Here is a 20,977-nt window from a genome sequence, read left to right as displayed (position 1 = left end):
TCCAGTGAAAATGCCAATATGCTGGTAGTAAGAGAGGGTATTACCCCCCAGGTATCTTAACCCTTATCTTGCCCTAGATGATTTGCGGAGCCTCCACAAGACCCCAGTACCAAACCTGATTCCAGCTAGCCCTAACCCAAACCAGCCCTCTATGTTTATTCCCTCAGTTCGTCAAGCTATCAACCGCCATCCCTTAACCACGACACCGGAAACCCCTGTGGAAGAGGTTATTTTGTTGATGAGCCGTACCGCTTCCCCCTCGGTTTTGATCATTGAACCAACCGATACTCCCCAGCAGAAACCGACGATTGTAGGGATTTTTACAGAACGAGATATTATTCAGTTAAATTCTATTGGAGATTCTCTTAAGGGATTTCCCATTTCTCGAATTATGATTCGGTCATTTATTACCGTTCGAGAATCGGAAATTAATGATATTTTTACAATGATGGGGTTATTAGAAAAACATCAAGTTCAACAAATTCCTATTGTGGATGATCAAGGCGGATTAGTTGGGATCATCAGTCCCAAAAATTGTTTACAACTTTCTTTCCGAGAACGAAGCAAAACATCACGACGTTTACCCGATATTCCTGTAGGAGTTCCTTCCCACCTTCTCGAACATCTTTTTCTGCCTGATCATTTAATTAAATTAAATCAACTGGCTCCCCTACGAACCTCTAAAATTGTTCAGGCGTCTGGGACAGCAACGGTACGGCAATTAACTGAATTAATGTTGCAACATGGTGTGGATGAAGTGGTGATTACTGAACCCGTTTCCTCTAATTCTCCATTAAAACCCGATCAGACTTCTAAACCCAAATCTGAATCTAAATCGGTGGGAATTGTTACCCGTCATGACATTATTTCCATTCAAGCTTTAGGATTGAATCTCAAAACCCTTAACGCCAGTAGTATTTGTAATACCCCGCCTCTAGTTTTGCGATCGCACATTTCCCTAAAAACTGCTTTAATCTTAATGCGGAAATATTATTATCAGCTTCCTATTATTTTAATAGATGATAAAAATAATCCGATTAGTTTAATTTCTCCTCAAACTATTTTGCTGCAAGTGCTTCAACCGAAGTCTATGCACAATATTCTTTTAAATTGGCAGCATCAAGTTCAGGAGACTTCAAAAGTAACTCCTTCTGACTCTGGGTTTGTATCTTGTGAAAATTCATCCTTAAGTAATGAAGCCATTGAAGCTTTAAAATCTCATCAAGAAGGGATTTATAATTGGAATTTAAAAACTAATGAAGTTTTCTATTCTTCTCAATGGAAAGCAATGTTAGGATATCAAGAACATGAAGTTAAAAATATTTTAGAGGAATGGTTAAGTCGGATTCATCCTGAAGATTTGAATCGAGTTAAAGTTGCTTTAAAGGATTATTTCTCTCAAAAAAATCATGAATATCTGACAGAATATCGCATCCGGTGTAAAGATGGTCAATATAAATCGGTACTCAATCGAGGTCAAGGATTTTGGAGTGAACAAGGAGAACCCCTACGCTTAATTGGAACTCAAATTGATTTAACCTCTTCCCTGTTAGAAAAGACTTCATCCCCTCCTCCCCCGCCTAATCAAACGGTTGATGATAATACCATTGATCGCTTAAAATCCGTAGTTTTTAAAACGGATATTCAAGGAAATTGGACATTTTTAAATTCAGCTTGGACACCGTTAACGGGTTTAACCGTAGAAAATAGTTTAGGGACATCATTTTTAAACTATATTTATTCTCAAGATCGGACAAAAGCCAGTCAATGGTTTGAATCTTTAATGTTAGGTCGCTCCAAATCGAGTCAACAGGAAGTCCGGCTTTTAGTATTTAATATTAAAGAACAACAACGTACCGGACAGCGTTCTCAACCGACTACTCGACGGATTTTAATTTCAGCGCAATTAATCCTAGATACACAGCAACAGATTACAGGACTTATCGGAACGTTACATGATATTACAGAACAGTTTCAAGAATTAGATCAATTAAGAGAACGAGAAGTTTTAATTCGTCAATTTTATGAAATTACCCTAGGCAGTAATCGTGATTTTGAAACCCGAATTAATGCTATTTTAAGCATGGGTTGTCATCGATTTGGGATGGATATTGGATTACTGGGACGAGTTTTTGCAGATCGGTATGAAGTCATTTCTTCCTATTTAAGTGATGATTTTCCCTTTGGATTTGCCAAGGGAGATACTTTAGCCATTGAACAAACCTTTGAATGGGAAGCGTTAAAAACCGAAGAAGTGGTTTGTTTAGAATCTATTAAACAGTCAACCTGGAAAGATCATCCTGCTTATCAAACGCGACGCTTAGAAGCTTATATTGGCATCCGAGTAATGTTAGGAGGAAGAATTTATGGAACGTTGAGTTTTATGAGTCGTCACTCACGAGCACCCTTTCAAAGCTTAGATTTAGAGATTATTAAATTAATGGCAAATTATATCGGCCATGAGATTGCACGAGAAAAATCTCAAGAAATTCTTCAACAACAAAATCAACATTTATTATTACTGAAACAAATCACCCATAAAGTTCGTTCTAAATTAGAAACTCAAGAAATTTTTCAAACCACAGCGACCCAAATTGGTCGAGTTTTCGGAGTCAATCGTTGTTCTATTTATACTTATCGATCTGATCCCTATTCTCACTTATCCTGTGTCGCAGAATATCTGGAATCTGGCTATGATTCAACCTTGAATTTTGAAATTTCTGTCACCTATAATCCCTATATTGAAAAACTCTTAGCGGAAGATGCCGCCATCGCTTCTGTTGATGTTTTTACCGAACCTTTATTAGAATCTTCTTCCCCCATGTGTCGGCGCATGGGATTAAAATCCATGTTAGCGGTTCGTACTTCCTATCAAGGGGATGCTAATGGCATTATTATGCTGCATCAATGCGATAAAATGCGCCAATGGATACCTGAAGAAATTGAATTTTTAGAAGATGTTGCGAATCAAGTGGGATTAACCTTAGCCCAAGCTAAACTGTTAGAAGTAGAAGTCCAAAATCGTCAACAATTAGCCGAACAAAATAAAGCCTTAGAAGAAGCAAGATTAGCCGCTGAAGTTGCCAGTCGGGCTAAAAGTGACTTTTTAGCCACCATGAGTCATGAAATTCGCACGCCGATGAATGCGGTGATTGGGATGACGGGGTTATTATTAGATATGAATTTAACGCCTGAACAACAGGATTTTGTAGAAACTATTCGTACCAGTGGGGATGCGTTACTCACGATTATTAATGATATTTTAGATTTTTCTAAGATTGAATCCGGTAAATTAGATTTAGAACAAAATCCCTTTAAACTTCGAGATTGTTTGGAAGAATCCCTAGAATTACTTTCAGCAAAAGCTGCGGAAAAAGGAATTGAAATTGCTTATTTAATTGATCCTTCTACCCCGCAAATGATTTTAGGAGATGTCACAAGACTGCGCCAAGTTTTAGTCAATTTACTCAGTAATGCAGTTAAATTTACCGCCGAAGGAGAGGTGGTCGTGATGGTGAAAGCTGCGGAAGTGAAAAATACTCCGATTAACCTCACTCCTACTCCAACAATTGCTCACAAAATTTATGATATTCAGTTTGCGGTTAAGGATACGGGTATTGGCATTCCGCCTGATCGTATGGATCGTTTATTTAAAGCTTTTTCTCAAGTGGATGCGTCCACTACTCGTCAGTATGGAGGTACGGGTTTAGGATTAGCAATTAGTCAACGGTTATGTGCATTAATGGGCGGACAAATGTGGGTAGTCAGCCGAGCTTTATCCAATTCTAACACTGAAACTCAACCCTTAATGTCTACAATAAGCGGGAATCCTCCAGAGGATTTTGTTGAGACGTTAGAGTTAGATTCGGGGTCAACATTTTACTTTACCATTCGGGCTGAAGGTATCCCCAATGTTGAAACAGATGAACTCTCTAATTTCCTGGCTGGGAAGCGTTTATTAATTGTTGAAAATCATGGTATTAATCAAACGGTTTTAATTCGACAAGCAAAATCTTGGGGGATGATTCCTGTTTCTGTTAAAACCGGACAGGAAGCCCTGAATGTCTTAAAAAAGAATCCTGATTTTAATTTAGTTATTTTAGGGATGAATTTACCGGATGTTGATGGCATTACCCTGGCTCAAAAAATTCGAGATTGGGAACGGGACAATGCCGAAATTTTCCAGGAACAAAAACCTCTGAATATTACGTTCTTTAATTATGTCGTGAATACCGATCTCGTTAAACAAGTCGAAACTACTCAAATTAATTGTGCTGGTTTTATTAATAAACCTCTGAAACAATCGCAATTTTATAATACATTAATTCAAATTTTCAGCCAATCCCTTGAAGGCGTTTTTAAATCTTCTGCTAAATCCTTTGGCGCGGGCTCACCTAATTTATTATCGCCTCCAACGCCCAATAGTTTACGAATTCTCCTAGCTGAAGATCATGTCGTTAACCAAAAAGTTGCCATTCAAATGTTACAACGATTGGGTTATCGGGCTGATATTGCTGGGAATGGATTAGAGGTTTTAGAAGCTTTAAATCGTCAATATTATGATGTCATTTTGATGGATGTTCAAATGCCGTTAATGGATGGATTAGAAACGGCTCGTCGGATTTGTCAGGACTATGCAGAAAGTCCCGAAAATCGCCCCCCTAAACCTTGGATTATTGCTATGACAGCGAATGCGATGCAAGGCGATCGAGAAATGTGTTTAGCCGCAGGAATGAATGATTATATTACTAAACCTGTGCGGCGGGAAGAACTGGCAAAAGCTTTATCTAAATGTCAACCGTTCTCTCCTGAAAATAGCCATGAATCTCCAATCAATTCATCGGACTTTACTCTCAATGGATCTTCTAATTCTCCAAAAGAAAAAGAAGGTAACACGAATGGAAATCAACCCTTAGAAAAATCTCTGATCCCTCCAGATTTTGTCGCTTTGGACTCTTCCGCCATCGATCAACAAGTGTTGAAAAATCTCCGAGAATATGATGATGAGGATGATCCCTTTGTTAATACATTAATTCAGGATTATTTAGCGGATGCGCCTGAAAAAATTGATCAAATTCAAACGGCGATCAAAACTCAAGATATACAAGGATTAAAAGAAGCTGCTCATACCTTAAAATCCAGTAGTGCTCAATTAGGTGCGATCACATTTTCTGAGTTATGCAAAGAGTTAGAATATATGGGACGGGTTGGTATGGCCGCAGAAAATGGCTCTAGGACTGAATGTTTTACATCAGGAAGTGCGGCGGCGGGCTTCTTAAAGATGGAAACAGAATGGTTACGAGTCAAAGCGGCTTTAGAACAAGAATTAGCCAGGGAAGCCATCGGAATCCAAAATTAAGAAGGATTGATTGGGGTAAAATAACTATTGACGGTTTTCCCTTCATTTTTAATTCTAAGTATGATTCCTGTGATTCTGGCTGGTGGAAAAGGTGAACGGTTTTGGCCCCTGAGTCGGAAACATCGACCCAAACAATTTTTGAGTTTAGATGGGAGTGGCATTAGTTTATTACAAGCAACCGCAGAACGGTTATTACCCTTAACCGATAGTTGGGATGGGTTATGGGTTGTTACCTCGGCTTTATTAGAGGCGGGGGTTCAAACTCAATTACCCCAATTACCTCACGCCAATATTTTAGCAGAACCGGAAGGACGAGACACCGCCCCCGCCTTGGCTTGGACAACTTTAGAAGTCGCAAAACGCTATGGAGAAAATGCGGTTGTTGGGTTCTTTCCGGCGGATCATTGGATCGCGGAACCGGAAAAATTTCGCCAAACTTTAAAAGCCTCAGAAGAATTAGCAAAAACCCAAGATGCGATCGTGACATTAGGGGTAAAACCCACCTATCCTTCAACGGGATATGGTTATATTGAACAGGGAGAAAATATTGGAAATTTTGCAGGATTTCCGGCTTATAAAGTGGCTCGATTTACGGAAAAACCGAATCGAGAAACCGCAGAAGAATTTTTAGAAACGGGACGATTTAGTTGGAATGGAGGGATTTTTGTTTTCCGTGTGGGTGTCGTTTTAAAAGAACTCAAAACTTATGTTCCTGAATTAGTGAGTGCGTTAGAAGCAAAAGGAAAAGAGGCTTATCCTGAATTAAAAAAAATTAGTATTGATTACGCTTTAATGGAAAAAACACAAAAAGCCTGTGTTTTACCCGTTGAATTTGGATGGGATGATTTAGGAGATTGGAATGGATTAGAACGATTATTGGGAGGAGATAAACCTAATGTAGAACTTGTTAAACACGTTGGTTTAGATACGAAAGGGACAATTTTATTTAGCTCTAGTGATGAAGATGTGGTGGTAACATTAGGGATCGAAGATTTAGTCATTGTTCGAGATGGAAATGTTACCTTGATTGCAAAAAAAGACCGGACTCAAGATATTAAACAGGTGTTAAAAACCCTAGGAGATGACTCAGAATATCAGAATCTATTGTAATGATTCAAAAGCCATGACGAGGTTTTTACCCCGTTATGCCTTTATTTCTGTTTAAGTAATATGAAATCTTTAAATGTTGGCTACAAATCCCCCCTGTAGAGACGTTGCATGCAACGTCTCTACAGGGTTAGGCGCGATCATCTGTAGCATCTATAATGGGATTTCATATAACGATAGTTTTATACAGTTGATTTAGATATTTTTCAACCTCTGGAGGTTTTGCGGTAAACTGGATATAAAATGATCCAGATTCAGCCGATTTTTCTAGGACTTTTGCATAAATATCATCACTCCATTGTTCTGATTCTAATTTCATATTAATCTTTAAATTTGCTAACACTTCAGGAATAATATCATTATTAACTTCAGTAACAATTAAACCCCTTTTTTCTGATAATTCAACTAAACTTCCCATTAATAAACTTTCACCAATATGTTTACCTTCTAAAATCGAATATTGTAAAACAATCGGTGTGGGAAGCGGATAAAAATTTTCTTCTTCCTTAGAGATAAATAAATTATATTGTGCCGTAATTCCTCCGACTTCATAAATGGTAATCGGTTTTTTTACTCCTTTGGGTTGAACCAATTTTTGATTATCAATTTTAACGATATCTTCCCCTGCTTCCTTTAAGGTCATTTCAGAAATTAAAATTTGTCCCCCCGTTGTATAGGATTCAACGCGATAAGCTAAATTCACTTGATTCCCGACAACGCCGTATTTTGTCCGTTTTTCTGACCCAATATTTCCAACCACAACTTCCCCCGTATTAATCCCAATTCCCATATCTAAAGGAGACAAATCCCACTGTTTTAATTTTTCATTAACTTTCTGCATCGCTAATTGCATCGCCACCGCACAAGCAATTGCTCGTTGAGCATCATCTTCTCGCAAGGTGGGCGCCCCAAATAACACTAAAATTCCATCCCCCATAAACTCATCAATCGTGCCTTGATAAGCGGTAATAACATCCGCCATTGAAGATAAATAGAAATTTAAAATTTTGACGACTTCTTCCGGTTGTAACCGTTCAGACAAAGCGGTAAAACCCCGTAAATCCGAGGTTAAAATAGTAATTTTTCGTCGTTCTCCTCCCAGTTTTAACCCTTCGGGTTTTTCGAGTAAATTAGAAACAATTTCAGCACTTAAATAACGGCCAAAAATATTGCGAATATCCGCCGCAGAACGAGCAATATAAGCGGTAATGGCAATGGCTGAACCCGCTAATGCTAAAAAGGGAGGAACAACGGGAATCCACCATCCATTAATAAACAAAAGATAGGTACTTCCGAGTAACACTCCCGTTGCTAAAATCGAAATCAAAACCTGTCGTGCAATTAATAATTTAACTTTAGCCGTCGCTCTAAATTTCCAAGTTAAAATTGCCCCAGTTCCTGACCAGAGAAAGATCCAAATCCATTCTAAGGGGTCAGGAAGGGTTTGAATTAAAGGACGATGATCTAAGGCTGTACTCATAATTTGACTAGCAACATGAGCATGAATTTCTACCCCAGACATTCTTTCGTTAGCAGATAAGGTGTAGGGCGTTGACATTAAATCTTTGAAGCTTTCCCCTATAGATCCAATTAAAATAATCCGATTTTCTCCCCAATCTTTAGGAAGTTTATCGGTTAAAATATCTTGAAAGGAAACCGTTTCAAAACTTTGATTAGACCCTCGATAATTTAAAAACACTTGATACCCTCCAGCATCGGCTCGGATATAACCGCCATCGTTTTTGGCAAAGGGTTTAAATACGGTTTCGTTGAACTTCCACCAATTATTGGTTCCTTCTACTATTTCAGGTGAAATCCCTTTAGAATCTAAATAAAACATCGCCAAAAATAATCCTAAACTGTAAACCGCTTGTTTTTGATCATTTTTGACGACTAACAAAGCCCGCCGAATAATATTATCTTCATCTAAAATTAAATCATTGGCAGCGACTCGATTTTTTTCTTTTAAAATGGGAGGAGCCGCCACAGATTCTAAGGATTCATCTCCGACAACTTTTTCAATTCCAATTAAATTAGGAGTCTGTGCAAAAAGTTGAAGCAACCGAGCATGACCGGGTTCAAACGGTAAATCTCGATAAATATCTAACCCGATGGCTGTGGGTTTCATGGCGACTAATTTTTGGATTAAGTCAGCATAAATTTCATCGGGAACGTAACCCTGACCAATATATTTCATATCCGCTTCATCTAACCCCACAATTGCAATCCGTTGATCACGAGGTTCCGGGGGACGCAAGCGCATATATTGGTCATAAACTGACCATTCCCAAGCTTGTAAAAGACCAGAAAAACGCAGCAGAATTACAAGACCCGCCATGACTGGAGTTGTAATCCAAACGCCACGCCACTCCCACACCAATTGTTGAATATTTGCTCTCATAGAGCCTATTTTAGCGTGTATATTGTAGGGTTTATTGGGCAGATTGCTCTTCAGAATTGCTGACTGTAGGTTCAGGTGCAAAAGGAGCTTCTATAATCGATGCTTCTATTTTAATAGAATTGAGTAAACTTTTCCATTCTTCTTGTTGATCCTCTCGCAACTGAGCTAGGCTCATTAATGTGTCTTGCCAGATGTTTTCACGGGCATAAATTTCTACCTTTTTTAATAGATTTTGGGTTTGTTCTAATTCATCTTTTAGCGTGGGTGTAAGCTCATTTCGCTGAATATAAACCCCTACAAAATCTTCTGTTGGCCCTAATGGATTTGAAAGATCACAAGTAACTGCAAATGTCCATTGATATTTAATTCCTGGTTCTAAGGTTACAGTCTCAGGTAATGGGATTTTCACAATACTAGGTTCTGAAGGGAGTTGAACATTTGTCTTGTAAACAGAAACATATTTATTTTTATTGGGGTTATAGATTAACTCAAATTCACCTTTTAATCCTTGGGATTGATTAAGTTTAGGAATGTAAACAAAAAAGGTTGGGTTAGCAGAAACGGTTGAGGTATTTTTACTAGGTACTAAAGCGGTCAATTTTGTATTATCTAACCCACAACTATTTCCTCGTGTTCCTCCTCCGGCGGTACTCACTGGCCCATCACCCTTGGGTGCAGGGGGAAATTCTAAACTCATTTGCAGGGGAAAATTGACCCGATTTTTAACTGGAGAAGGAATTGTAGCTAGACTCACTGTAACAGGCAACATCATGCCTAAAATCAGACTCAAATAACCGACAGACTTGATAACCATGAGATTATGCCTCCTTATGCCCATGAAGATGATCATAATTTGCTGGAGTACGAAATTAGCAAATTATGGGGACTTATGCCTCTGAGACTGTCCTAGAGACTGAGAAGTTGCCAAGAGACTCATTTTCTTGATTTAATTGCGAAGTCCTTGCCATTCTCCTTGTAAAGTAAACCCTGACCAATAATAAGGGGGTATCCATTCTGAGGTTTCATTTTGCTGCATTTTAATTTGCGCTTGTCGTAAAGCGGCAATTGGAGATAATTTTTGTTCTAATATTCCTTGATAAAATTTCATCATTAATTGGGAGGTGGCTTGATCATCAACTCTCCATAAACTCACCACCACTCGACTCGCACCTGCATACATAAATCCCCTCGTTAAACTTACTAATCCTTCCCCTTTTATTTCCTGTCCTAATCCGGTTTCACAGGCACTTAATACTACTAATTCTACAGGTAAATTTAAGTTAAAAATATCATAGAGTCGTAAAAATCCATTTTGAGATTGTCCGGTTTGATCGACTAAAGAAAATACTAAACCGGATAATTGAGGATTCTCACTATTGAGTAAACCATGAGTGGCAAAATGAATAAAACGATATTGACTCAGTTGAGGACTGGTTGCCGTTTCTCGATTGGCTTTAAAACCAATTTCTTGTAAACTTTCAGTCTCAGGAACTAAGGCAATAATTTGTTTCGCTTCTTCTTGGGTAAAGGGTAAACGATCAAATAAAACACCGGATTCTCTAGCTGAACGTTCTAAGTCGGGGGGAAGGGTTCTAATTGCTTTTGAAACAACCGCTTTTAATCGTTCATCTGTTGAACTAAAGACCGGATCAGCTAATACGGCTAACAGTTTTTCAGCCGGTTTTCGAGTTTGAGTTTCTTGTCGTATAATCCCTAAAACTGAAGCGGAGGGTAACGTGACTAATTCATGATGATTAATTAAAGGGATCGGATCACCTTCGCTGTTTGTTTCTGCTAAAGGAAGGGCAGCAAACGGAATATATTGTAACGCGCCATCGGCAACAATGAGTAATCTTTTATTTTCTAAGGCGGGACTCAAAGGAAAGACCATTTCCCTTAAGGTTTTCCCTGTTTCTTCATAAAGCCCCTGCCGCATTCTTTTACTCGGCAAAATCAAATTTTCTCGAAAGGCTTTAACGCTTATTTTAATCGCATCTTCTCCGGGTAAGTCATAACTTTGAATAGTATTAGAGGTAACAACCCATAAATAACTCCGATCTTTCCCCAGGGAATATTCTAATAAAACGGTATTTTCATCTAATAGTTTTTGAATCTCTGATAAATTTAAGGGCTGAGGTTGCGTTAAGGCAGCATAATGGGGATTATTCTCCCGAATTTCACCTAAAACTTGATTATACTGTTGCAAGAAAGTTTCAATTTCTTGGTTAATTTCCTGTTTTTGAATACTGGTATGGGACTGGCTTAAAAGTTTAATACGTTGTGCTTCTAAAGCGGATAATTTTTGTCTTAAGGTTTGTTTTTTCTCTAAAAGTTGAGGATCGACACCAGAGGTAATTTCTCCTTGAGCTTCTGCTAAAATATCTAATAAAGAGCGGGCTTTGGCTCGTTCACTAATTTGTAACGCTTTTTCATCCCAACCTTGGTTGGGTTGTTGTTGATTGAGTTCCATTAATAAATCAATATAAAATAGATAATAATCCTGTTTAGAGGCTAAGAAAGAAGCCCTTAAATCTTGATTGGCAATTTGTGTTCGCAAGTCTTCAATAATGGTTAAAGCGGTTTCAATTTGAGCGATCGCTTCTTCAAACTTTCCCTGTTTTTGTTTAACTGTTGCGACTCGATATCGAGATAATGCTTCTTTAGGGCGATCGCCGACTTCCTGACGAATCTGTAAGGCTTTGTTATAAAATTCTAAGGATTGATCTAACTTTTCTTGTTGAAAATAAACAAAACCAATATTATTAAAGGTACTTGCTTCTCCTGTGCGATCGCCAATTTTTTGCCACAGCGTTAAGGCTTGATTATAATTGTCTAAAGCGGCTTCTAATTGATTCAAATTAGCATAAACAAACCCAATATTATTTAAGGTTGCTCCTTTTCCTCGCTGAATTTGGATGGCAGAATTATTGCCCAATTTTTGAATCACCTCTTCCCATAAACCTAAAGCTTGTTTATAATGATCAAGGGCGGGTTCAAACTGATTTAACGTCGATTTAACTTGACCAATATTATTTAAAATAGCTGCCACATTCGCCGGATTTCCTAAAGGCTTTACTACAGCTAAGGCTTGATTATAATAATTCAGAGCTTGTTGAAATTCCCCTAAATTAAAATAAACAAAAGCCATTTCATTCAAAGTTGCCAACTCCCCTGTTTTAAAATTAAGAGTTTGCCAGAAAGGAAAAGTTTGATTGAGAGTATCTAAGGCTTTTTGGTATTCCCCTAATTGAGCATAAATTTTAGCAATAGAAATTAAAGTTGTTGCTTGAGTTTGTTGATCTTGGAGGGTTTGAGTTAAAATCAGTAATTGATTATAACAGTTAAGGGCCTGGGGATATTCCCCTAAATTTGCATAAACAGAACATAAAAAATTGCGAGTTATTGATTCTTGCTGAGGATTATTCGCTTCTCGCCATAAACGTAACGTTTTTTCCCACTCTTGAATCGCTTTCCGAAATCCGGCTACTGTTCCTTCTCGATATCCTTTCAATCCTTGATTAAAACTATTTTCTGCGTCAGAATTAGAATTAAGAATTTGTGCGGATTGCCATTGTTGTGCGATCGCAGGTAAAACTATTCCTGAAGCCAAAAAAGATGCCAGAATCAGGATACAAAACCAAACTCTGAAAAATTTATTTTTGCTTCTGAGTTTAGGTATCATTACTTAATTCCTACTTTAATCCCAGTGCTTAGGATTCAGCTTTAGTGATAATTTTAGCTGACTCAGTATCCGAATTACTAAAATTTAAAATTTTCTCATTCTTCTCTTAACCTATGTTCATCCTTCCAATTGTGTCTCGGTTGTTTAATTTTCTTCAATTTTCTCGTGATTGGAGACAAATTTTTATCAGTTTAATCACCGGATTTTGTTTGTTTTTAACGGTGGGACTTTTCCAACAATCTACCGTTGCTCAAGTTAATCTTGCCATTATTCAAGAAATTTTAGATGGGGATCAAGTTTTTATTCAAGATAATCAAGCCAAAGTAGAAGATAAAGCAGACTTTGGGCAAATTGTTTTAACGAAAGTATCTCGCGCTGGAGTTTTATTTAATAATGGTGCTGCGGGACGCATGGATTCTAATTCCGTTGTTACCGTCGGTCAATGTGTAGAAATAAAACAAGGAAAAATTCTCGTCAGTGGCCCTGTTAATGGATGTATTGCCGGGTTTACTGTTGGAGTTGAAGGAACAATTTATGTCCTAGAAACGATGGATGGAAATACAGGGGATATTAAAGTTTTGGAAGGAACTGTAGAGGTGAGTTCTAACACGGGAAGTGGAGAACCTGTACAAGTCAAGGAAGGGGAAAAAGTATCGGTTTTACAAGGAATTTTAAGCGAAGTTATTCCCATGACCCCTGAAGAAATTGCCTCTATTTTATCCGGTCGATTATTCTCAGGATTTACGATTCCTGTAACTCCTGAAGGAGCATTATATTCTCTGTGTTCTCGTCTTTTACCTGGATTTAGTTGTTCGACAACCGGAATTCCCACACCTTCAATTCCGACCCCTCCTGTTCCTGTTCCAATTCCCCGTTTACCCTTCTAAATTAAAGAGTTTAACGCAATTGTAAACCCTGGAACAATTTCCTCTCCTGTTAACGTTGCGGTTGCGGGATATTGAGTAATTGAACTATCGCCACGATACACCCAAGCTTGTTGATTTTGACGGTCAATTAACCACCCCAACCGCACCCCATTTTCAATATATTCTGTCATTTTTTCTTGGCATTTTTTTAAACTATCGGTTTTAGAGCGAATTTCTATGACAAAATCGGGTACTAAATTTAAAAATTCATCTTCTCCTTCATCCCATCCTACGGGTAAACGTCCTTGAGCTACAAACGCTACATCAGGGGAACGAATGGCTCCATTGGGGAGTTTAAATCCGGTACTGGATGCAAAAACTTCTCCTAAATTTTCACGTTCTACCCAGATTGCTAAATAAGCGATTGCTTTCGCTTCCCGATTTCCTGAAATACCACCTGTAGGAGCCATAGTAACTAACGTTCCATCTGCATTGCGTTCAAAGCGTAAATTGGGATTTTGAGAACTAATTTCCATTAATTCTTGATCAGTTATTGTATATAAAGATGATACCACAATATTAACTTTCCTCAAAATATTTTGTTTAATTTATTATAGCCATTAATTCAGAATTAAGCTAATCGTTCGTTATTTTTTGATCTAAAAAATTAACCCAAACACTGATAACTGGTACAGACGCGCCTTGGCGGAGCCATGCCGTAAGGCTTTTGGCGCGTCTCTACACTGATAACTGATAACTGATAACTGATAACTGATTAAGCCGCGATTAAACCACTATGAATTAATAGAGGTTTTGTACTCGGTTCCCGTCCTCGGAAGGCTTTAAAGACTTCCATCGGATGTAAACTTCCCCCTAATGCTAACACCGTATCTCGGAAGCGTTTTCCTGTTTCAGAAATAGCTTGTTCATCTTCTAATCCCGCTTCTTCAAAAGCAGCAAAAGCATCAGCACTCAAGACTTCTGCCCATTTATAACTGTAATATCCGGCAGAATAACCGCCTGCAAAAATATGACCAAAGGCACATAAAAAAGCATCTTCCGGTAGCGGTTTAATAATCATTGTATTCTCGGCAATGCGGTTACGAACATCACTAATGGTTTCACTTCCTCCCGGTTGATAACGATGATGTAATTCAATATCTACGAACCCAAAATGCAGTTGTCTTAGCATTCCCATTCCACTCATATAGGTTTTAGCCGCTAACAACTTTTGATAATAATGTTCGGGTAAAATTTCTCCGGTTTGATAATGTTTTGCCATGCCAAATAATGTGGCTTGATCATAACACCAATTTTCCATAAATTGGCTGGGTAATTCCACCGCATCCCATTCCACATTATTAATACCAGCAGCCCCGGCATAGTCAACTGTTGTTAACATATGTTGTAACCCGTGACCAAATTCATGAAATAACGTTTCTACTTCTGTAAACGTCATTAAACTGGGTTTATCCTCAACGGGAGGGGTTTGATTACATTGTAAATAAGCCACAGGTAATCGCACTTTTGTTTCGTTATTTTCCACGAATTTAGCGCGAGTAATACATTCATCCATCCAAGCTCCACCCCGTTTTTCGGCGGGACGACTATAGGGATCTAAATAGAAGTAAGCCAGGGGATTTCCGCTTTCATTAGCGACTTGAAAATAGCGGACATCTTCATGCCAAATTGGCGCTTGACCATCGGCTGAAGTAATCACAATTCCAAAAATCCGATGAACTAATCCAAATAACCCATCTAACACTTGCGGTAAGGCAAAATAAGGCCGTAATTCTTCATCCGTAAAGGCGAATTTTTCTTCCCGTTGTCGTTCTGACCAAAAGGCAATATCCCAATGTTGTAAATTCTGAGCTTCTTCGGCTCCTTTTGAGGCTGCAAAAGCCTTTAAATCCTCAAATTCCTGTTGCGCCGAATCATAACTGACAATGCGTAATTCTTCTAATAACGCTTCCACTGCTGCCACATTCGGAGCCATTTTACTGGCTAAACTCAGTTCAGCATAGCTCTTGAAACCTAGAATACTAGCTTTCTGTTTTTTAAGTTCTAAAATCCGTTCAATTAAAGGAAAGTTATCTAAATCTCCACTAGAAGCCCGACTAATATAACCTCGATAAACTTTTTCGCGTAAATCTCTCCTCTGACTATATTTTAAGAAGGGGCCAAAACTGGGAGCATCTAAGGTAATTCGCCAGGGGCCATTTTCCGAGGTGGCAGTTTCTGAGCCTTCTGTACGGGCAGCTTGAGCCGCCAAACTGAGTAAACTGGGGGGTAAACCTGCAATTTCTTCCGGCGTTGTTAAGGTTAAACTAAAGGCTTTTGTCGCGTCTAAAACATGATTAGAAAATTGAGTGGAAAGGTCAGCTAATTCTAATTGAATGGCATTAAAACGATCCCGTTCTTCTCCTTCTAATCCAACACCCGATAATTCAGCATCTCGCAGGGCTGTATTAATAATCCGTTGTTGAGCCGAATCTAATTGATCCCATTCATCGCTATTTTTTAACTGTTTAAAAGCATGATAAATGGCTTGACTTTGATTCAATTTATTGATAAACTTAACAACATTGGGTTGAACAGTTGCATGGGCAGTTCTCAATTCCGGGCTATTTTTTACACCCATTAAATGCCCAACAATTCCCCAACTCCACGTTAACCGTTCTTGTAATGTTTGTAGGGGTTCGACTAATTCTGTCCAGGTTGGTTTTACCTGGGTTTCTAAGGTAACGAGATCCTGTTCCAATTCCGTTAACAGTTGCGTTATTCCTGGAACAACGTGCTCCGGTGTAATCTGTTCAAAAGGGGGTAATCCCTGCCCCATCAGTAGGGGGTTTTCTGGGGTTGTTAGACTCATACTTCTGTTTTCTTTCATTTAGGGGGTCAAATACCTTATATGGTAAACAGAAACCCGATTTCTAGCTAGTCCCCCAAGGATTTTTTTATTCCAAAACACCGATTTTTGCCAATATCCGCTACAGTCTGTTAAAACCACCAGCACCACAATTTCCGTTTTCCATTGGGTCGAATTGTCCGCCAATTCAATTTAGCCATGGCTAATTGTTCATCACTGACAATTGCATGGGTGAGATTAGCACCACGGAGGTTCACACCCCGCAAATTCGCTCGATTTAAGCAAGCCTCTCTGAGATTAGCACCGCGTAAATCAGCCCGTTCTAAATTAGCATTACTTAAATAAGCTTTAACTAATTGAGCATTCCGAAAATTCACCTCTGTTAATCTAGCGCGACCAAAATTTGCCTCTGTTAAATTAGCTCCTTGAAAATTGCTATTACTTAAACGGGATTCATAAAAATTAGTCCCCGAAAAATCAAAATTTTCTAAATTCAAACCGCTTAATTCACAGTCTGCAAAATCCCGTCTTCCTTTAACATAGGCAGTCTTTAATGTATTTTCAGTCCATTTGGGTGTTGTCGGGGGAAGACTGCTTTTAGTATTATTAGAAACCGTGTCATAAATCATGGTTCTGGGAGAGCCTTCCGTCGCACTCATGCCACTAACAAAAGAGTTATCATCATAAATATCCGTATCCCCACCCAAATTGCCCTGTTTTTTCTTCGCAACTCGCTGATTTCTGGCTCGAATTTGGGCAGCCATACGCTGTGAAGGTAACATCAACGAGGTATTAGGTTCATTTAAAAAAGTAGATTCATTTGTAGAATTTGTTAATTTTGGGTTAGGAGTCGAGGAGGGTTTTTGCTGCGTTACCATCCCTTCTGCCAACATTCCATAACTCGATTCAGAATCTAAAGCCCGCAGAACATCCTGGGCTGATTGATAGCGATATTGTACAGAAAATTCTAACATCCGTTGCAATATATTGACAAAGAAATCACTCACATCCAAATGGGGAAGCCACATAATTTCCCCCGTTACCGGATTACTTTCAAATGAATTAGGAGACTTTCCAGTCATTAAATAAACACAGGTCATCCCCACCGCATAAATATCACTGGCATAAACTGGACGTAAGGCCATTTGTTCAGGAGGAGCAAACCCCGATGTGCCAATAGCAAAATTAGTAAAAGCAGTTTGTCCCGTTCCCATCATCGTTGCTTGATTGACTTGATCTTTTACGGCTCCAAAGTCAATTAAAACCAAATTTTGATCAATTCGCCGTCGTAAAATATTAGCAGGTTTAATATCTCGATGAATAACTTCTTGACTGTGAATATAATTCAACAAGGGTAAAATTTCTCGCAGGAATTTTTTGGCTTGTGCCTCATTAAAAACTCCTTTTTCTTTGACTTCTTGTTTTAAAGTATAACCATCAATATATTCTTGTACTAGATAAAATTGTTTTCCCCCAACAAAATAATCGATCAGGCGAGGAACTTGAGGATGATCACCAATTTTACCGAGGGTTTTAGCTTCCCGTTGAAATAACTCTCGCGCCATTTCTAAAATTCGGGCTGAGGTAGCAGTCGGACGCAGTTGTTTAACCACACAACTCGGACGTCCAGGTAACGACAGATCCTGAGCCAGAAAGGTTGCTCCAAACCCCCCTTTTCCCAAGGGTTGAATCACTTTATAGCGATTTCTCAACAACAATTTTGAACCACAAGCCTTACACTTAATGGCATCATCTACATTTTCCGGTTGAGGGCAGGCTGGATTGACACAGTAGCTCATGGTGTTTGAGATTGCTTTGTACCAGTGGACGGAGGACTTGCAAAACCCATACTAATCGAATTAAGCCACATCAAAGAACAACATAGGAGGTTCCTGGGAACTTTGACCTGAATGTAGGCTTGGGCATCACGATTTCAATCGATCTAACTCCCGGATCAAAAAAAGTTTCTTTGTACTTCTATTATCACTCCAGAATCGTTAACTTCCGTATCAGCTTTTCCAACCTATGTAAAGATTGAGTAAAGTCTAGCTATTTTTACCGGAATACAGACTTGACACCAGGATAGCAGTTAGATCGATCAAATGGGTAGTTTGTTGGCTGTTGGCTGTTGACGGTTAGCAGTTGGCGGGTTAGCTGACTCGGTAACTCCGATCTTCTGTAACAATAAACTAGGAACATTGAAAGCAAACAACGATGCGTATCTCTTTAAATTGGTTGCGAGAACTGGTGGATATCCCGATGACCCCCCAAGAGTTGGCAGAAACCCTTACGGTGGCGGGATTTGAAGTTGAAGATATAGAAGATTGGCGTTCCTGGGCCGATGGGGTTGTCCTGGGAAAAATTCTACAAGCTGAACAACATCCCAATGCGGATAAATTAAGAGTGTGTCAAGTGGATATTGGGGCTTCTGAACCCCTGAATATTGTTTGTGGGGCACCCAATGCAGCAGCAGGAATGGTGGTGGCTGTAGCAACCCTGGGAACTTATTTACCTAAAATTGATTTAACGCTGAAAAAAACAAAATTGCGGGGGGTTCCCTCTGAAGGAATGATTTGTTCCTTAGCGGAATTAGGCTTAGAAAAAGACTCTTCAGGAATTCACAGTTTTGACCTGGAAAACCCGATTTTAGGCAGTGATGTTAGACCGTTATTAGGCTTAGATGATGTAATTTTAGATGTCACCGCAACGGCGAACCGGGCGGATGGCTTAAGTATGGTGGGAATTGCCCGTGAAATTGCGGCTTTAACTGGGGCTAATTTAAGAATTCCTGAAGCGGCTGGAGTATTAATTGAACAGTCGAAACAATCTCAATCCTTATCGATTAAAATTGCTGATAAACAAGCTTGTCCGATCTATATTGGGACAATGATTGAAGGAGTAAAAATTGCCCCGTCTCCTGATTGGTTACAACGACGATTACAAGCGGCGGGTGTTCGTCCGATTAATAATGTTGTCGATGTCACCAATTATATTTTATTGGAATGGGGACAACCGCTTCATGCTTTTGATTTAGATCGTCTTAAACAAGTGACTTCCTCTCCCAATTTAACCCTGGGGGTGCGTTTTTCTCAACCCGATGAATCGATTAAAACTTTAGATGGTCAAACCCGGAAATTACAAGACCAAAATCTATTAATTACGGCTAATGATTATCCCGTAGCTTTAGCCGGAGTCATGGGAGGGGAAGAAACGGAAGTTTTTGAACAAACCCAGAATTTACTGTTAGAAGCGGCTATTTTTGCACCGATAGCTATTCGTCGTTCTGCACGGGCGCAAGGTTTACGCAGTGAATCTTCTACCCGTTATGAACGAGGGGTAAATCAAGCTGAATTAGCGTTAGCTTGTCGGCGGGCTATTGTATTATTAAAAGAGTTAGCTTCTGGCACTCCAACTCGTCAAGAAACTGATAGTAGTGGCATAGAATTACAGAGTCCTGAAATCTCCTTAAGATTAGATCGAATTAATCAGGTTTTAGGACAACTGAAACGGGGACAAGGAACCGCAGCCGAATCCTATTTATTACCGGAAGAAGTGGAAGGAATTCTGACGGCTTTGGGTTGTGGATTAGTCAGAGAGAAAAATAGTGATTCTGTGGCTTGGAAAGTTACAGTTCCTCCCTATCGTTATCGAGATTTGGAACGGGAAATTGATTTAATTGAAGAAGTTGCCCGTCTCTACGGATATGATAATTTCTGTGAAACTTTACCCAGTCAAGGGGTATGTGGTTATCTTCCCTTAGAACAGTTAGCAACCCGACAAATTCGGGCGACTTTCCGAGGGGAAGGATTAACCGAATTAATGCACTATTCTTTAGTGAAAACAGAGGGGGATAATCAAGTTGTTTTGGATAACCCTTTGTTTGTGGAATATTCTGCATTACGCACGGAAATGTTAACGGGGTTAATTGATGCCTTTGTTTATAATTTACAAAATGGTAATGGGCCGTTAAATGGCTTTGAAATCGGTCGAATTTTCTGGAAAGAAGCAGATAAATATAAAGAACAAGATGCTTTAGCGGGTATTATGGGAGGCGATCGCAGTTTTGGGCGTTGGGTTCGCAGTGGTCAAGATCAACCGATGACTTGGTTTGAAGCCAAAGGCATTTTAGAAGCCGTATTTCAGCGCTTAAATTTAACCGTTGAATATAAACCGGAATCAACAATAGAACAGTTACACCCTGGACGTACCGCTTCTTTATGGTTACAAGGAAAACGCTTAGGAATTTTCGGACAACTCCATCCTCAATTGTGTCAAAAACAGGATTTACCGAATCAAGTTTATGCCTTTGAATTTCAGTTATCAATATTATTAGAGGCGATGAACCGTCCTTCTAATTTAGTTCGGAAATTCAAACCTTTTTCAACATTCCCAGCATCAGATCGAGATATTGCCTTTTTCGTCCCCATCGAAGTTCCCGTGTCCGAACTGGAACGCTGTATTACCAAAGCCGCAGGAAATCTATTAGAATCGGTGGAAGTTTTTGATGAATATCGGGGTAAAAATGTCCCGGAAGGTCAACGCAGTTTGGCGTTTCGTTTAGTTTACCGGGTGAGCGATCGCACGTTAACTGATACGGATATTGACCCTTTACAACAAAAAGTTCGAGATGCTTTAGTTCAGCAATTTAACGTTAATCTCAGAAGTTAGGTGTCTGTCCTGGGGGCGGGGGGAC

10 protein-coding genes are annotated in these 20,977 nt (G+C 39.1%); 4 read left to right on the top strand and 6 right to left on the bottom strand.

The genetic code is table 11. The annotated features are described in order from the left end of the window. Positions 1–151 precede the first annotated feature (151 nt). Positions 152–5,359 carry a response regulator gene (locus IQ236_RS17820; RefSeq protein ID WP_193870543.1) on the top strand — a complete coding sequence of 1,736 codons (5,208 nt, stop codon included), beginning with the start codon at positions 152–154 and terminating at the stop codon, positions 5,357–5,359. A gap of 60 nt (positions 5,360–5,419) precedes the next feature. Next, positions 5,420–6,469, top strand: a complete 1,050-nt coding sequence (locus tag IQ236_RS17815; RefSeq protein WP_193870542.1) for a mannose-1-phosphate guanylyltransferase — start codon at positions 5,420–5,422, stop codon at positions 6,467–6,469. A 163-nt stretch (positions 6,470–6,632) separates the two neighbouring features. Here IQ236_RS17815 and IQ236_RS17810 read toward each other — a convergent pair whose 3' ends face one another. From IQ236_RS17810 to IQ236_RS17800, 3 genes are all read right to left on the bottom strand, one after another. Continuing rightward, positions 6,633–8,867, bottom strand: coding sequence for a CHASE2 domain-containing protein (locus tag IQ236_RS17810; protein ID WP_193870541.1), 2,235 nt, complete (start codon positions 8,865–8,867; stop codon positions 6,633–6,635). 31 nt (positions 8,868–8,898) lie between these two features. After that, the gene (locus tag IQ236_RS17805) at positions 8,899–9,681 is read right to left on the bottom strand and encodes a DUF928 domain-containing protein (RefSeq protein WP_193870540.1); all 783 of its coding nucleotides are present in this window, start codon (positions 9,679–9,681) and stop codon (positions 8,899–8,901) included. A 132-nt stretch (positions 9,682–9,813) separates the two neighbouring features. After that, positions 9,814–12,549, bottom strand: a complete 2,736-nt coding sequence (locus IQ236_RS17800) for a CHAT domain-containing protein (protein WP_193870539.1) — start codon at positions 12,547–12,549, stop codon at positions 9,814–9,816. 113 nt (positions 12,550–12,662) lie between these two features. On the opposite strand from IQ236_RS17800, the gene IQ236_RS17795 reads away from it, so the two are divergent. After that, the gene (locus IQ236_RS17795; protein WP_193870538.1) at positions 12,663–13,436 is read left to right on the top strand and encodes a hypothetical protein; all 774 of its coding nucleotides are present in this window, start codon (positions 12,663–12,665) and stop codon (positions 13,434–13,436) included. Here the strand turns inward: IQ236_RS17795 and IQ236_RS17790 are convergent. The 3 genes from IQ236_RS17790 to IQ236_RS17780 all read right to left on the bottom strand — a co-directional run bounded on the left by IQ236_RS17790 (position 13,433) and on the right by IQ236_RS17780 (position 18,083). Beyond that, on the bottom strand, positions 13,433–13,990 hold the full coding sequence (locus IQ236_RS17790) for a Uma2 family endonuclease (RefSeq protein ID WP_193870537.1): 558 nt from the start codon (positions 13,988–13,990) through the stop codon (positions 13,433–13,435). The genes IQ236_RS17795 and IQ236_RS17790 overlap by 4 nt on opposite strands. Before the next feature lie 200 nt (positions 13,991–14,190). Continuing rightward, positions 14,191–16,287, bottom strand: a complete 2,097-nt coding sequence (locus tag IQ236_RS17785) for a M3 family metallopeptidase (RefSeq protein ID WP_228041717.1) — start codon at positions 16,285–16,287, stop codon at positions 14,191–14,193. Between the two features lie 128 nt (positions 16,288–16,415). Continuing rightward, the gene (locus tag IQ236_RS17780; protein WP_193870535.1) at positions 16,416–18,083 is read right to left on the bottom strand and encodes a serine/threonine-protein kinase; all 1,668 of its coding nucleotides are present in this window, start codon (positions 18,081–18,083) and stop codon (positions 16,416–16,418) included. A 415-nt stretch (positions 18,084–18,498) separates the two neighbouring features. Between IQ236_RS17780 and pheT the strand changes: the two genes are divergently transcribed. After that, positions 18,499–20,952 carry a phenylalanine--tRNA ligase subunit beta gene (pheT, locus tag IQ236_RS17775; RefSeq protein ID WP_193870534.1) on the top strand — a complete coding sequence of 818 codons (2,454 nt, stop codon included), beginning with the start codon at positions 18,499–18,501 and terminating at the stop codon, positions 20,950–20,952. Positions 20,953–20,977: the final 25 nt, after the last annotated feature.

The sequence above is a fragment of the Planktothrix mougeotii LEGE 06226 genome (assembly GCF_015207485.1).
GTDB lineage: Bacteria > Cyanobacteriota > Cyanobacteriia > Cyanobacteriales > Microcoleaceae > Planktothrix.
The sequence above is the reverse complement of the archived record's forward strand: the minus strand, read 5'-3'. Positions and strand labels throughout refer to the sequence as shown.

Coding starts and splice junctions, on each gene's coding strand:
- IQ236_RS17820 (WP_193870543.1), top strand. CDS start 152: ATGTTTATTCCCTCAGTTCGTCAAGCTATCAACCGCCATCCCTTAACC.
- IQ236_RS17815 (WP_193870542.1), top strand. CDS start 5,420: ATGATTCCTGTGATTCTGGCTGGTGGAAAAGGTGAACGGTTTTGGCCC.
- IQ236_RS17810 (WP_193870541.1), bottom strand. CDS start 8,867: ATGAGAGCAAATATTCAACAATTGGTGTGGGAGTGGCGTGGCGTTTGG.
- IQ236_RS17805 (WP_193870540.1), bottom strand. CDS start 9,681: ATGGTTATCAAGTCTGTCGGTTATTTGAGTCTGATTTTAGGCATGATG.
- IQ236_RS17800 (WP_193870539.1), bottom strand. CDS start 12,549: ATGATACCTAAACTCAGAAGCAAAAATAAATTTTTCAGAGTTTGGTTT.
- IQ236_RS17795 (WP_193870538.1), top strand. CDS start 12,663: ATGTTCATCCTTCCAATTGTGTCTCGGTTGTTTAATTTTCTTCAATTT.
- IQ236_RS17785 (WP_228041717.1), bottom strand. CDS start 16,287: ATGAGTCTAACAACCCCAGAAAACCCCCTACTGATGGGGCAGGGATTA.
- IQ236_RS17780 (WP_193870535.1), bottom strand. CDS start 18,083: ATGAGCTACTGTGTCAATCCAGCCTGCCCTCAACCGGAAAATGTAGAT.
- pheT (WP_193870534.1), top strand. CDS start 18,499: ATGCGTATCTCTTTAAATTGGTTGCGAGAACTGGTGGATATCCCGATG.